11 protein-coding genes are annotated in these 14,764 nt (G+C 71.5%); 7 read left to right on the top strand and 4 right to left on the bottom strand.

Annotated features, from left to right (window positions below; translation table 11 throughout):
* The first annotated feature begins 49 nt into the window (after window positions 1–49).
* The 4 genes from P0W64_RS19625 to recD are packed head-to-tail and all read left to right on the top strand — an operon-like array spanning window position 50 to window position 8,954.
* A complete protein-coding gene (locus P0W64_RS19625) occupies window positions 50–481 on the top strand; it encodes an SRPBCC family protein (protein ID WP_275481868.1) in 432 nt (143 codons plus the stop codon).
* A 60-nt stretch (window positions 482–541) separates the two neighbouring features.
* The gene (gene recC, locus P0W64_RS19620) at window positions 542–3,820 is read left to right on the top strand and encodes an exodeoxyribonuclease V subunit gamma (RefSeq protein WP_275481867.1); all 3,279 of its coding nucleotides are present in this window, start codon (window positions 542–544) and stop codon (window positions 3,818–3,820) included.
* 2 nt (window positions 3,821–3,822) lie between these two features.
* On the top strand, window positions 3,823–7,143 hold the full coding sequence (locus P0W64_RS19615; protein ID WP_275481866.1) for a UvrD-helicase domain-containing protein: 3,321 nt from the start codon (window positions 3,823–3,825) through the stop codon (window positions 7,141–7,143).
* Window positions 7,140–8,954, top strand: a complete 1,815-nt coding sequence (recD, locus tag P0W64_RS19610; protein WP_275481865.1) for an exodeoxyribonuclease V subunit alpha — start codon at window positions 7,140–7,142, stop codon at window positions 8,952–8,954. The genes P0W64_RS19615 and recD overlap by 4 nt, the downstream gene beginning before the upstream one ends.
* 134 nt (window positions 8,955–9,088) lie before the next feature.
* Here the strand turns inward: recD and P0W64_RS19605 are convergent, their stop codons facing one another.
* Window positions 9,089–10,405, bottom strand: coding sequence for an MFS transporter (locus P0W64_RS19605; protein WP_275481864.1), 1,317 nt, complete (start codon window positions 10,403–10,405; stop codon window positions 9,089–9,091).
* A gap of 91 nt (window positions 10,406–10,496) precedes the next feature.
* Here P0W64_RS19605 and P0W64_RS19600 point away from each other — a divergent pair, with 91 nt between their 5' ends.
* Window positions 10,497–11,450 carry a LysR family transcriptional regulator gene (locus P0W64_RS19600; protein WP_275481863.1) on the top strand — a complete coding sequence of 318 codons (954 nt, stop codon included), beginning with the start codon at window positions 10,497–10,499 and terminating at the stop codon, window positions 11,448–11,450.
* Here P0W64_RS19600 and P0W64_RS19595 read toward each other — a convergent pair.
* From P0W64_RS19595 to P0W64_RS19585, 3 genes are read right to left on the bottom strand one after another with little or no spacing between them, the layout of a single operon-like run.
* Complete coding sequence (locus P0W64_RS19595; RefSeq protein WP_275481862.1) at window positions 11,413–11,679, bottom strand: F0F1 ATP synthase subunit C; 267 nt, start codon at window positions 11,677–11,679, stop codon at window positions 11,413–11,415. The two genes, P0W64_RS19600 and P0W64_RS19595, sit on opposite strands and share 38 nt — an antisense overlap.
* Window positions 11,676–12,944, bottom strand: a complete 1,269-nt coding sequence (locus P0W64_RS19590; RefSeq protein WP_275481861.1) for a glycosyltransferase — start codon at window positions 12,942–12,944, stop codon at window positions 11,676–11,678. The genes P0W64_RS19595 and P0W64_RS19590 overlap by 4 nt, the downstream gene beginning before the upstream one ends.
* A complete protein-coding gene (locus tag P0W64_RS19585) occupies window positions 12,941–13,573 on the bottom strand; it encodes a TetR/AcrR family transcriptional regulator (RefSeq protein ID WP_275481860.1) in 633 nt (210 codons plus the stop codon). The genes P0W64_RS19590 and P0W64_RS19585 overlap by 4 nt, the downstream gene beginning before the upstream one ends.
* Before the next feature lie 90 nt (window positions 13,574–13,663).
* On the opposite strand from P0W64_RS19585, the gene P0W64_RS19580 reads away from it, so the two are divergent.
* Together P0W64_RS19580 and P0W64_RS19575 are read left to right on the top strand one after the other, a co-directional pair.
* Window positions 13,664–14,119 (top strand): MarR family winged helix-turn-helix transcriptional regulator, encoded by a 456-nt coding sequence (locus P0W64_RS19580; protein WP_275481859.1) that lies wholly within the window; start codon window positions 13,664–13,666, stop codon window positions 14,117–14,119.
* Between the two features lie 102 nt (window positions 14,120–14,221).
* Window positions 14,222–14,725, top strand: a complete 504-nt coding sequence (locus P0W64_RS19575) for a DUF4395 domain-containing protein (protein WP_275481858.1) — start codon at window positions 14,222–14,224, stop codon at window positions 14,723–14,725.
* Window positions 14,726–14,764 lie beyond the last annotated feature (39 nt).

Raw genomic sequence — 14,764 nt, 5'->3', positions numbered from 1 at the left:
CCGTCGCGATATGTTCCGGGCCGAGAACTATCGTGAGGAGAGCCCCATAGTGGCGAAGGTCGAGAGCACCGTCGAGGTCCCTTTCACCCCGGAGGTCGCGTGGTCATATGCTGCGGATCTGCAGCGACTGCCCGAGTGGGTGGTCGTACACGACGGGTGGCGCGGCGAGCTGCCCGCCGAACTGGAAGCGGGCGTGACGCTCACGTGCGTCGTCAAGGCCAAAGGCCTGCGCAACCGCGTCGACTGGACCATCACCGAGTACGATCCGCCGCGCCGCCTGACCCTGAGTGGCAAGGGGATGGCCGGCACCAGGTACGGGCTGACGGTGAGCGTCGAGCCACGCGGTGAGGGCACCCGGATGTCCCTGCGTGCGGATCTCGGTGGCGCGCCGTTCTTCGGACCCATCGGGGCGGCGGTCGCTCGCGCACTGAAAGGCGACATCGAGACGTCCCTGAAGCAGTTCGTGCAGCTCTTCGGCTGATCCCGGCGCCGCGCGGGGCGGGAGCCGAACCTGTCGGTGCAGTCTGTGAGAATCCACTGCATGCTCACCGTGCACCGATCCCAGCGCGCCGATGTACTGGTGGACGCCCTGGGGGAGGTGCTCGCCACCCCGGCCGACGACCCGTTCGTCCCCGAGGTGGTCGCGGTCCCCGCGCGCGGCGTCGAGCGCTGGGTCACGCAGCGCCTCGCGTTGCGCCTGGGGGCGGGTGCCGACCGGGACGGAATCGCCGCCAATATCGAGTTCCCTTCGCCGGGGCGCCTGGTCGCGGACGCCGTGGCGGCCGCGGCCGGCGTCGCGACCGACGAGGATCCGTGGGGTGGTGAGCGCCTCGTATGGCACGTGTTGGGGGCGGTCGACGAGCTGGCGTCCGAGCCCGACGGTGCGGTGCTCGCCCACCATCTCGGGCTCGGCGCCGGTCCTGAGGCCGGGTACAAAGCAGGTCGCCGTTACGCGACGGCCTACGGACTCGCGCGGCTGCTCCGCGGGTACGCCGCCGATCGCCCCCGCATGCTCGCGGCGTGGGCCGCGGGACGCGACACCGATGGGACCGCGCCGCTGTCGGCGGATCTCGCCTGGCAGCCCGAGCTGTACCGCCGCGTGCGGGACCGGGCCGGCATGCCCGGCCCGGCCGAGCGACTCGACGATGCGTGTGCCGCGCTGCGGTCGGACCCGCAGGCCGTGGATCTGCCGTCCCGGCTGTCGCTGTTCGGGCCCACACGTCTCGCCGCCGACCAGCTCCAAGTGCTGGGCGCGCTGGCCGAACACCGTGACGTGCACCTGTGGTTGCCGTACCCGAGCCCCGCGCTCTGGGACGCCCTCGCGGACGCACCCGCCTTGACCACGCGCGCCGAACTCGAGACGCACGCAGGCAACGAACTGCTCGCCAGTCTCGGCCGTGAGGCGCTCGAGACGCGGCTGCGGCTGCGTTCGCTCGAAGGCGCGGACGTCCTGCACCCCGCGCCCCCGCGCCCCGGCACCCTGCTCGGCCGGCTGCAGGCGGCAGTAGCGGCCGACGCGCCGCTGACCCGACAGCCGGAAGCGGAGGCGGACGGAACCGTCGAGCTGCACGGATGCCACGGAGCGGCCCGCATGGTCGAGGTCCTGCGGGAGCGGCTGGTCGGTGCCTTCGAGGACGATCCGTCGCTCGAACCCCGGGACGTGCTCATCAGTTGCCCCGACATCGAGACCTTCGCGCCCCTGATCCGGTCCGCATTCGGCACGGCGAGCGGTGACGGCGGCCATCCGGCCGGGGAGCTGCGGGTACGGCTCGCCGACCGGTCGCTGCGGTTCACCAACCCGGTGCTCGACGTGATCGCGACGGTGCTCGAGCTCGCCGACGCCCGCGTCACGGTCACGGACGTCCTCGACCTCGCGGCCGCAGCGCCGGTGCGCGCCCGGTTCCGGTTCGACGACGGCGACGTCGAGCGCCTGCGTGAATGGGCCGCGGAGGCAGGTGCCCGCTGGGGGCTGGACACGGCTTCCCGCGACCGGTTCGACCTGGGCGGCTTTCCGCAGAACACTCTCGCTGTGGCACTCGATCGCATCCTGCTCGGCGTTGCGGCGGACGAGGGAGCGTCGGAATGGCTGGGAACGGCCCTGCCCTTGGACGACGTCGACTCCGTGGATATCGACCTGGCCGGCCGGTTCGCCGACTTCCTGGCCGCGCTGACCCGCGCAGCGCATGCCGCGGATCGGCGGCAGCCCGCGTCGGCGTGGGCGGATCTATTGGTCGGTACGGCGGAGGAACTGGCCGACGTGCCACGGGTGGACGCTTGGCAGGCGACCCAGGCCCGTCGCGAGCTGGCGGCGGCTCTCGAGCACGGCGGGGATCGTGACCTCTCGCTGGCCGACGTGCGGTCCATGCTCGCGGCCCGCCTCGCGGCCAAGCCGACGCGCGCCAACTTCCGGACCGGCGAGCTCACGGTCTGCACGCTCGTGCCCATGCGGTCGGTGCCGCACCGCCTCGTCGTTCTGCTAGGCCTCGACGACGAGGTGTTTCCGCGCGGCGGGCGGCCCGGTGGTGACGATGTGCTGGGCCGCGATCCGCGGATCGGCGAGCGCGACCGCCGTGCGGAGGACAGGCAGTTGTTCCTTGATGCCGTCCTGTCGGCCACCGACCGGCTCCTGGTCTTCTACACGGGCGCAGATCCGGTGACGGGCACGCCTCGCCCGCCCGCGGTACCCGCGTCGGAGCTACGGGACGCCGCCGCCGTGCTGCTCGGCGCGGACCCTGGTGAGCCCGTTCGCGGGCTCGAGTACCGGCACACGCTGCAGCCTTTCGATCCGGGTAATTTCGCTGCCGGGGCACCTCGGAGCTACGACGCGGCGGCGTACGCGGGCGCTGCGGCGTCCATCGAACCCACGCGGCCGGCGCGCCCGTTCCTGGCCGGACCGCTTCCCACGACGGCGGACGACGTCGAGCTCGACGACCTGGTCGCGTTCTGCGAGCACCCGGTGAAGGCCTTTCTCAAGCAGCGCCTGGGTATGCGCCTGCCGGAGCCGGACAAGGATCTGGCGGATGCCCTGAGCATCGATCCGGATGCGTTGGCGCGCTGGGATATCGGTGAGCGGATGCTGGCCGCGGCGGTGGCCGGTGTGCCGTACGAGACGTTCGCGGCGGCGGAGGTCCGGCGGGGTACGCTGCCGCCCTATGCCATCGGTTCGCGTCTGCTGGCCGATATCGCCGGGGACGTCGGTGAACTCGCCGGCGCCACCGGGCCCTATGCGGGATGTGAGTCGCGCACGGTCGACGTAGCGCTCGACCTCGGCGGCGGCCGCCGGCTCTCCGGCTCGCTGCCAGGTGTGCGCGGTGACGTGCTGCTCCGCGCGTCCTACTCGAGACTCGGTCCGCGGCAACGAATCGCCGGTTGGGTCCGCCTGCTGGCCCTGGCCGCGTCCGATCCGGACGCCGGTTACCGGGTCGAGCTGGTGGGGAAGGGGCGGTTCCGCGGCGCGGCTACCGCCACGCTCAGCGCTCCCGAGAACCCGGCCGAGGTGCTGGCGCAGCTGGTAGACCTGCGCGACCGCGGCCTGTCCGAGCCGCTCCCGCTGTTCCCGAAAGCGTCACCGGATTACGCGGAGCGACGCCTTCGTGGCGATCCGGGCGCCGGCGAGAGCGCGGCGGGAGTCTTCGGCGGGAGGTTCGGCGACCGGACGGACCCGGCCGTCCGCTATGTGTTGGGGGAGCGTGCCTTCGAGGACGCCGCCGCCACCGCGAGTGCCGAAGAGGCGGCCTGGGACGGCGAACCGACCCGATTCACGGCGCTGGCGACACGGCTGTGGACGCCGATGCTCAGGCACGAGAAGACGAGGTGGTAGCGATGGGCGCCAAGCGGGACTCGGTCCTGCCCGTCACGCCGTTCGACCTGACGGGGCCGCTACCGACGGGCACCAACGTGCTCGAGGCCAGCGCGGGTACGGGTAAGACGTATGCGATCGTCGGGCTCATGGTGCGGTACGTCGCCGAGGGCCACGCGCGCCTCGACGACCTCCTACTGGTGACGTTCTCGCGTGCCGCGTCACGTGAACTCCGGGAACGCGCGCGATCGCGGCTCGTGTCCGCCGAGCGGGCGCTGCGGGACCCGGGAACCGCGCGCGCAGGAGCCGACGAACTCGTCGCCTTCCTGGCACGCCCGGACGACGGCGAGGTCGCTCGCCGTCACGCCCGGCTGGCGCGTGCGGTGGCGGACTTCGACTCCGCGACCGTCACGACCACGCACGGGTTCTGTCAACAGATGCTCATCGCGCTGGGGCTCGCAGGCGATCTGGAGCCCGACGTACAGCTGGTCGAGGAGGTCGACGACCTGGTCGCTGAGGCGGCCGACGACATCTACCTGCGGGCGTACGCCCGCGCCGACCGGCCGGGGATGTCGATCGACGAGGCCCGAGACTATGCGCGAACGGCTGTCGCCAACCCCGGCGCGGTCCTCTCGCCCTCCGACGACCCGCGTGACTCGGCTTCAGGCGAGCGTGTGGCCTTCGCCGGAGCGGTGCGCCGTGAGGTGGATCGGCGCAAGCGGGCGGGCCGACTACGGGACTTCGACGACCTACAGGTCCTGCTGCGGGACGCGCTGAAGGACCCGCTGCATGGCCGGCGTGCGTGCGAGCGCCTACGGCGCCTGTACAAGGTGGTGCTGGTCGACGAGTTCCAGGACACCGACCCGGTCCAGTGGGACATCTTCCGCACCGCGTTCCACGGGCACGCCGATCTGGTACTGGTGGGTGACCCCAAGCAGTCGATCTACGCGTTCCGCGGAGCCGAGGTGCTGAGTTACCTCGCCGCCGCCGACGTGGCCGACCGGCACCAGGCGCTCACGACCAATTGGCGCACGGACGGGAACCTGGTGACCGCGCTGCACGCGCTGTACGGGGACACCGCCCTCGGCGACCCACGCATCGTCGCGCACCACGTCGAGGCGGCCCACCCGGGCACGCGCCTGAGCGGCGTCGCGCCCCTGCGCATCCGGTGCCTCGCCAGGACCGGCCACGGTCCCACGTATGCGTCGGGCTACCCGCGCGTCGACAGGATCAGGCCCGACGTGGCGCAGGACGTGGCGGCGGACATCGTCGCCCTGCTCGGCTCGGGCGCCGAATGCGATCTCGGGCGAGGTCCGCGCCCACTGGAGCCGGGGGATATCGCCGTGCTCGCGCGGACCGGCGCGCAGGTCGCCCTCGTGCAGGCGGCGCTCCAGGCCGTGGGGGTGCCGTCCGTCGTCGCGCGCGGGAGTTCGGTCTTCGGCACGGCCTCGGCGACGGACTGGCTGTGGGTGCTGCAGGCGCTCGAATCGCCGCACCGCGGGGATCGCGCACGTCTCGCAGCGCTGACACCGCTGCTCGGATACACGGCCGACCAACTGGCTGCCGGCGGCGACGAGCTGGTCTCGGATGTCAGCGGGCGACTTCGAGGCTGGTCACGGCTGTTCGAAGAGGCCGGATTCGCGGCGATGTTCGCCCGCCTTGCTCGTGACAGTGAGCTCGAGGCGCGCCTGTTGTCTCAGGCGGGCGGCGAGCGCGTCATCACCGACCTCCGACACATCGCCGAGCTGCTGCAGCGCGAGACCGTCGCGGAGGGGCTGGGGCTCACGGCGCTCACACGCTGGCTCGGCGAGCGTGTCGCCGATCCCGCCGCAGGCGCGAGCACGGACCGAAGCCGCCGATTGGAGACGGATATCGCGGCGGTGCAGGTGATGACGGTGCACGCCAGCAAAGGCCTCGAGTTCCCCATCGTCTACCTGCCGTACGCGTGGGATGCCGCCCGGCCGAGCGAACCCCGGACGCTGCTCCTGCACGCGGACGACGGAGCCCGTCTCGTGGACGTCGGCACCGCGGACAGCCCCGGCTACTCGGACCGTAGACGCCGGGCGGAGGCGGAGGAGGCCGCGGAGGAGCTGCGCCTGCTGTATGTCGGAGCCACGCGTGCGAAATGCCAGGTCACCCTGACCTGGGCGCCCAGTTCGGTGACGTCGCGTTCGGCGCTGAATCGTCTGTTGTTCGGACGAAACCCCGCCGGGGAGGTCCCCGTCGACGGCGCGGAGGTGCCCTCGGACACGGACGTTCCCGGGAGACTGCGCGAGTGGGCCGCCGACGCCTCGAGCCACATCTCCGCCGAGCCCGCGGGACGGCACGAACCACGCGACTGGGTCCCTCCGGACATCGGCGGTCGTGAACTCGCACTCGCGGTGGCCGGCCGCGAGGTGGATCACGCGTGGCGGCGCACGTCGTACTCCGCTCTCATCGCGTCGGCGGCTCATGGTCCCGCGTCCACGAGTGAGCCGGAGGCTCTCGATCGTGCAGACGAGCCGACCGAGGAGCCCGCCGACGCGCCCGTGGACGCCCCGGACGCGCCATCCTCGCTGATGAACGGGCTCTCCGGGGGCGCCGCGTTCGGGACGCTCGTGCACGAGATCCTGGAGCACGTCGACACGGCGGCGGCGGACCTCGAGGCGGAGGTGCTCGAGAGATGCGCGGCCGCGGCGGCCTTCGGGGGTTCTCCGGATGCCCCCGAGGATCTCGCCCACGCTCTCGTGGCGGTGCTGCGGACGCGCCTAGGTGGTGCACTCGGTGAGCTCACGCTCTCCGGCGTGGAGCCGCGGGACCACCTGGCCGAGTTGGACTTCGAACTGCCTCTGGGATCTCCGGACACGTCCGCGACGCTGGCGACGATCGCCGATCTGCTGGACGCCCACCTGCCCGCCGACGATCCTCTCGCGGGCTACGCCGAGCGACTGCGCGAGGTGCCGGGCGCTGCGTTGCGCGGTTACTTGACCGGCAGCATCGATTCGGTGCTGCGGGTACGCAGCGACGGCGATCGGTATGTCGTGGTCGACTACAAGACCAATCGGCTCGCGCGCGGGGATCTCACGCTGGCCGACTACACACCCGATGCGATGGCCGCCGAGATGATCAGCTCGCACTATGTCCTTCAGGCTCTGCTGTATTCGGTCGCACTGCACCGCTTCCTACGGTGGAGGCTCGCGGACTACGCTCCGGAGCGACATATCGGCGTCGTCCAATACCATTTCGTGCGGGCCATGATCGGGCCGGATGCACCTGCCGGTAGCGGAGTGTTCGAGTGGCATCCGCCGGCCGCGCTCGTGACCGCGGTATCGGATGCGCTCGCCGGGACGGGGGGCCTGCCATGACGTTGCTCGACACGTTCGCCGACGCCGGTGTGCTGGCGTCGGCGGACACGCACGTGGCGCGCGCGATGGGCCGTCTCGGTGGCGAGACCGACGAGTCCGTGCTGCTGGCCGCCGCGCTCGCGACCCGGGCGGTGCGGCAGGGCTCGGTGTGCATCGAGCTCTCCCGCATGCGGGAGGTCGGCGTCGACTCCGGCGGTGAGGTCGACGTCTACGCCCTGCCGTGGCCCGACCTCGCGGAGGTCCTCGCGGCGCTGGAACGCTCACCGCTCATCGTGGGGTCCCCGGCGGGTCCGCTCAGGCCGCTACACCTCTCGGGCGATCTGCTGTACCTCGATCGCTACTACCGCCAAGAGGAGGCGGTGCGCGAGATCCTCGACAACCGTGCGGGGCCGGCGCCCGGCGTAGACGCGGATCGGCTCGCTGAGGGCCTGCGGCGTTTCTTTCCGGAGCCGGGCACCGACCGGCAGCGCGTGGCCGCGGCTGTCGCGGTGCTCTCGGCGACGTCGGTGATCGCGGGTGGCCCCGGCACGGGGAAGACCCACACCGTGGCCCGCATCCTGGCGCTCCTGTTCGACCAGCACGGACCCGAGCTGCGCGTGGGCCTTGCGGCGCCGACGGGGCGCGCGTCAGCGCAGTTGCAGGACGCCGTGGCTACACAGGCGGATGCGCTCGGCCTTCCACGCACGCTCGCTGCGCAGACGATCCACCGCATGCTGGGATTCAAACCGGGCAGCGCGAGCCGGTTCCGGCACGATGCCGACAACCACCTGCCCTATGACGTGGTGATAGTCGATGAGACGTCGATGGTGTCGCTGACGATCATGTGCCGTCTGGTCGAGGCGATGCGCTCCGATGCGCGACTCATCCTCGTCGGCGATCCGGATCAGCTGGCTTCGGTCGATGCCGGAGCCGTACTCGCAGACCTGGTCTCGCGTACCGTCGTCCGCGCGCCGAGCCCCGCCCTCGACGGCCTGCTCGCGCAGGAGGGTGCCGGCGGTGCCGAGCCTGCGCTGTCCCTCGACGAGGTGGCCGCCGCACGCGGCGGCGTGGTGCGGCTACTCCGCGGACGACGGTTCGGTGGGATGCTCGGCGGCCTCGCCGATGCGGTGCGCGGCGGGGACGCCGACGAGGTCATGCGTCTCCTCCGCGACGGTGGCGACGAGATCGAGTGGTGCGCGGCTGATGACCTCAGGGGCGTGCGCGCCGACGTGATGTCGGCCGCGGAGGAGACCACGCGTCTCGCTACGGCGGGGGACGCCTTCGGGGCACTGTCGGCGGTGCGTCGGCATCGCCTGTTGTGCGCCCATTCAGACGGTGCCTCCGGTGTGCAGCGATGGGGGAGGCTGGCGGAGGAGTGGATCGGCGTGACCCGCGGCGACCGCGACTGGTACGCGGGACAGCCGTTGCTCGTGACCGCGAACGACTACGACGCGCGTGTCTACAACGGGGACGTCGGCGTGGTCGTCGCCCCGTCCGGCGTCCCGCAGTCCGATCGTTTCCGGTCCGGCGGCGAGAACCCTTTTCTGCGTGCGGCCTTCGCGCGGGGTACCGGCGTAGCGCTGCTGTACCCGAACCAGCTGGTGTCGGTACGGAGCGTCTACGCCATGACGATCCATCGCAGCCAGGGCAGTCAGTACGACGCTGTGTCCGTGGTGATTCCCCCCGTCGACTCGCGCCTACTCACGCGCGAGTTGCTCTACACCGCGATCACGCGGGCACGCAGCCGTGTTCGGCTGATCGGCGAGGAGGCCGCCATCCGCGCCGGTGTCGAGCGCCGCGTGCTCAGGGCCAGCGGACTTCGGACCCGTTGATCATGGCGCGAGGTGGTGGTCCGCTCCACGAGGGGTGATTCCACCTGGCGTGCGGGTTCACGTATCCGCCGTGCGCGGCTCTCCTGTTCGTCCACGCCCCGTGCCTCGTTATAACCCGCGGGCGAGCGCAGCGGTCACCGCGCCGGCGACGGCTGTTCGGCGCCGTGTACGACGCCGGGCGTATCTTCACCGTTCCGGCGGTGGCATGCCCTCGAGTTCGCCTGCGCGGACGGTCCGGGGAGGGTGCGCGGCAGCAGTAGCGGTGTGGCGAGCAGGAGTACGCCCGCGATTGCGAGTGCCCCGCGTGGGCCCGTGGCCTCGGCGAGGACACCCCACGCCGCCGTGGCGGAAGCCGTGCAGAGCGCACCCGCCGTCGACCATGCGGCGAGTACCCGCGCCCGAAGGTGGGGCGAGATGGACTCGAGCCGATACGCCGCGAGCACGGGGTTGTAGAGGCCGCAGCACAGGATCAGACCAGCCTCGCAGGCGGCTACCACCAGCGGCCCCATCGTCGGACCCTCCGCACAGGCGAGCCCGACCGGCCAGCACGCGCGAAGCGCGCCTGCGCCCCGCAGAACCCTGGCGGTCCCGCAGCGGCGCACGGCACGCGGCGCCAGCCGTGCGCCTACCAGCCCGCACACGCACGGACCCGCGAAGACCAGCGTGTACTGCCACACCGGCACACCCACGTCCCGCAGGAGCAGCACGGACAGAACCGGCTCGCCTGCCATGATCAGCGCGTTGACGGCAAGGCTGTTGGCGAACAGGCGGCGCAGGGTCGGGTGCGCGAGCAGGTAGTGCCAGCCGCCGGCGAGATCGGACCAGCGCTTTCGCGTGCCGCCCACTGTCGGCGGTTCGGGAGCGCGGATGACCCCGACAGCGCACGCGGACAGCAGGTAGCTCGCGGCGTCGGCGATCAACGTGACCGCGGGGCCGCCGATCGCTATCAACGCGCCGCCGGCCGGTGGTCCGACCACCGTCGCTGACCAGGTCGTCGACTCGAACCTGCCCGTCGCGACCAGTAAGCGGTCCGCGGATACCACGGACCGGAGGTATGCGCCGCACGCCGCCGTGAACGCGATCTTCGCGGCCGCCGCCACGACCGAGACGGCCAGCAACTGCCAGAACGTCAGGAGGCCCAGCCAGTACGCGATCGGCACGGTCGCCAGAGACGCGCACCGGACCAGGTCGGTCGCGATCATCACCGACCGCTTCGCGTGGAACTCCACCCACGGCCCCAGCGGGATCGCGACCACGGCACCGAGCGCAAGCCCTGCCGACGACAGCGCCGCCACCTCTGCCGTTCCCGCGTCGAGCGCCAGCACGGCGACGATCGAGAACGCGCCGAATCCGATCCCCGTTCCATATGCGCTCACCGCGTAGCCGGCCCACAGCCACCCGAATGCCGGTCCGAGCCGAGTTCCGTCTCGCACCGCGATGCGTCTCACCATGCGATCCATCGAACGCCGCCAGGGGCGTCCATCCCCAACAACGGACGCCGCGGCGCGCCACAACCGGAGGTTGTGGCGGTACGTTCGCATCGTGCATCTCGACGCAGTCCGCACCTTCGTGGCGGTAGCAGACAGCGGAGGCTTCCAGGCCGCCGCAGACGATCTCGGCGTCTCGCAGCAGGCCGCGTCCAAGCGGGTCGCATCCCTCGAGTCTCAGCTCGGCACACGGCTTCTGGTGCGGTCCGCACGCGGTACGGGTCTCACTGCAGACGGTGCCGCCTTCCTCCCGCATGCGCGCGAGATGCTACGGGCGGGGGACCTCGGCACCGCGGCGGTGGGAGGAGACCGGCCGTTGCGGGTGGACGTGCTCAGCCGGCGCATCGCGACCGCAGGCCTCGTGCTCGACTTCCACCGTGCCCGCCAGGACATGGAGCTCGACGTCGTCGCGCTTGCGCATCTCGGCACAGACGCGGCCCTCTCGGAAGTGGCATCGGGCGCCGTCGACCTCACCTTCCGTTCGCTTCGCGCGACTCGCGGTCGGGTGCCCGAAGGGCTATGCGCCACGCGAGCCGTCGACGACGCCCACGCCGTTCTCGTAGGCCCGCGTCATCCGCTCGCCACGACGGCACAGGTGACGCCCGCGCAACTCGCCCGGCACCCGATATGGATGCCGGGAATGGCCGACGAGGAACCCATCGGCTACTACGAGGACCTCGCAGCTGCGTTCGGACTCACGATCGACACTTCTGGCCCGGCGTTCGGCGTCGAGGCACAGCTCGCGGAGATCGCGCAGTCGGACAACCTGGCCACCTTCGTCGGCGAAGGCGCCCGCTACCACTGGCCGGCAGAGTTCGACCTGCGCAGGATTCCCGTCGTCGGTCCGGCGCCGGTGTACCCGCTGGCCGTCGTGTGGCGCGCGGAGAATCGCCACCCCGCGCTCGCGGCGCTCGTGGGCCACGTGCGGTCGGTGTACGCCCCGCGAGCGGATACGTGGGTACCCGAGTGGGCTACAGCGTCGGGGTCGCGAACACGAACAGGGCCATGAACGCGAGATTGATGAAGTACGCGGCTTCGACCAGGCTGACGGTGATGAAGAACGGTGTCAGCAAACGAGTCTGGGCCTCCGGCTGACGGGCTATGCCTTCGATCAGGCGGGCACCGGCCAGACCGTCGCCGATGCCGGCGCCTACCGCGGCACCGCACATGACGAGCCCGCCGCCCGCCAGCGCGCCGGCAGAGACGATCGCCTTGGCGAGGGAGTCGTAGTCGGTCATAGGATTCTCCTTGTCTCGATGGGACTCTCAGGTCGGCCGAGCAACCGGGTCACGAATCCGGCCGCTGCGGTGATGCCGTCGGTAGCCGCCACCCGCACGCCGAGATCCACTGCCGCCCGGCGCATCTGCTGGTCCGCCAGAACAGACTCGAGCGCTGCGGTCAGTCCGCCGACGGTGATCGTGTGACGGGGCAGCGGAGCGGTCGCGACGCCCAGCCGGTGCAGGCGGTCGGCCCAGAACGGCTGGTCCATGATCCCGGGCACCGGGACGGTGGGGATACCGGCGCGCACGGCCGCAGCGGACGTTCCTGCTCCGCAGTGGTGGACCGCCGCTGTGACACGCGGGAGCAGCCATTCGTGCGGAACGTCGCCCACCGTCAGTACGTGGGGGGCGCTCCCGCCGTTCAACCGGGCCCAGCCGCGCTGCAGCACGACCCGGACACCCGCTTGTTCGGCTGCGTCGATCACGATGCGGGACAGGCTGTCTCCGTGAGCAGTGGCGGTGCTGCCGATGCCGACATATACGACAGGGCCGTCGGCGAGGAAGTCGACGAGCCGCGCATCGGGAGCCCACCCGGGATCCACCGCGGGCCAGAGGTATCCGGTGACCTCGGCGTTGCCGGGCCAGTCCGCGGGCCGCGGGACGACGGCCTCGTCGAACGCGTACAGGCAGGGCGATTCTCGCGGATCCGCGGTGACCTCGGATGGGAGACCGAGGTTCCGCCGGAGCTCGGACACCACGGGACGGTATACGCGATCGGCGGACCCCGCTGCGCGCCAGGCGATCCGGTTCCCCACCCTGCCATACGAACGGGTACCGAGCGGGGGAGGAGAGAAGTCGCCGGTCGGATGCAGCGGCTGGAAGTTCACGCCGGCTCCGGGGATCCCGGCGGCTTCGGCGACGTGGCTACCGAGGACTGCGCCGACCGGGCCCTGGTACAGGATCGCGTCTGCGCCTTCCGCCGCCTCCGCCATCGCTTCGCCGACGCCGCGGAGCCCGTCGCGCATCCGTGCAAGCATCGCCCGGGACGGCGTGGCGCGTCCGCCGTCCACCAGTGCCTGCGCGGCCGGCCAGTCGCGGGTCTCGTTCTCGGTGTCCTTGGGCAGTAACGCGAATCGAGCCCCGGCGGCCTCGATCATGCCCCTGTACGGCGCCTGCGCGGCAAGCGTCACGTCCAGGCCATCGCCGGTCAGTGCCTGCGCCAACCCGGTCAGGGGGGCGACGTCTCCGCGTGTACCGAACGCGAGTATCGCCACCGCGGTCACGGGCGGATCCCGTTCAGGAGGACGCGGATCAGCTCCTCGCCGAATGCGACCACGTCGTAGCCCGCGCCGCGCGTCAGGTTGGCGACGGCGCCGTCTAGCGCGCCGCGCACGGTGTCCCGGGTGAACTCCACGTCGAGGTCGGGGCGAAAGGCGCCCAGCTCGATACCCTCGCGCAGCAGGTACACGGGGTCCAGGAGCGCGAGTTCGCCGGTCGGTGGTTCGGCCGCCGCGCCGTCGGCGATGACCTGATCGAACCGGCGGCCGTCCTCCGACCGGTACCCGGTGTCGATCTCGCGCATGGCAACGGTGGCCGCTCGCTGGTCGACCAGGAAGCCCACGTTCGCTCGGACATACGCCGCGAGTCGATCCGGGCCGGGTGCCGCGGCTGCGACCGCCGGGACGACGGCCGTCGCAGCGTCCGTCATCACCTTCATGGTGACGGCGAGGACGATCTCGTCCTTGTTCCGGAAGTGGTACAGGGCCGCGCTTTTCGCGACGCCGGCGCGCGCGGCGATCTGAGCCAGGGAGGCGCGCGGGTAACCGAGCTCGGCAATGGTCTCGATCGCCGCATCGACGAGTTGGGCGCGGCGCGCCCGGGTGGTGAAGGTATCCGATTCGTTAGACCGCATGGTCTGAGATTAGACCGAACGGTCAGGATATGGAAGAGATCGCATCCGAACAGTCCCGGCGAAACGGACGATCCGGCTATCGTTCTCGGCGTGAACCTGGGGGAGGCGGCACGGTTGCGGGAAGCGATGCTGCGCTTGGCGGGGAGCCTGGACGACGGCTATCTCGCGGAGGTGGGTCTGACGGCGGCGCACCGGGACGTACTCGGCGCGATAGCGCGGCTGGGTCCGGCAGCCTCGCCGTCGGCGGTGGCCGAGGCCGTCGGGATGCGGAGGTCGAACGTCTCAGCGGCACTGGCGTCGCTCCGCGCGGGTGACCTGGTAGCCCCGGACGCTCCGGCGCCCGACGGGCGTAGAAGGCTGGTCGCCCTCACGGCCTCGGGTCGCTCTGCCCTGGCCGCCCTCGACGAACACCGATGCCACAGATTGTCTGCGCTGGCCGGCACGCGACTGGCGGCCGAGGAGGTGCGCCGCCTCGTTGCGGTGACACCGCTGCTCGAACGGCTCGCCGCTCCGGACCCGGTCGCGCCGCGCCGCCGGCCGGCGTGACTTCGGTCGCCCGTGAATCGCTCACGCTGAGTGGAAACCTGGGCACCGCCGCGACCCGCGAGTACCGTGCGGGACCGGGGTGGTATCGAGAGAGGTGCGAACGTGGCGGCCAGATTCCTGACGTTCCCGAATCCGGTGAACGAGTATGCCGCCCGGGCGACGGCCGGGCTGGTGGTCGTCCTGGCGGTCGTGACGATCGCGGTGAACACCTGGTGGCTGTACGCCGTCCTCGCGCTGGGCTTCCTGTTGCGGGTCATGGCGGGTCCGACGCTGTCGCCGTTCGGCAGGCTATCGGTGCACGTGATCGTGCCGTTGTTGGGCCGCACGCGCATGGTTCCCGGGCCGCCGAAGCGGTTCGCCCAGGCCATCGGCCTGGCGATCACCACCGCCGCGCTGGTTCTGCATCTCACGGGCGCCTCGCTCGCGGGCCGGATCGTAGCGGCCCTCGTGGTGGTAGCGGCGTTCCTCGAGTCGGCCTTCGGTCTCTGCCTCGGCTGCGTGATCTTCGGCTACCTGCAGCGGGTGGGTCTGATCCCGGCATCGGTATGCGAGGCGTGCGCCGGTGTGCGTGCCGACCGCCCGACGCTCGACGTTCCCGCTCGCTGACCCCCCGCACAGCTGCGTGGCCCCCGCGCCCGCGGGGGG

The organism is Tsukamurella sp. 8F (genome assembly GCF_029167375.1).
Lineage (GTDB): Bacteria > Actinomycetota > Actinomycetes > Mycobacteriales > Mycobacteriaceae > Tsukamurella.
Note: the sequence above shows the minus strand (reverse complement) of the source record. Positions and strands in the feature narration are given on the sequence as shown.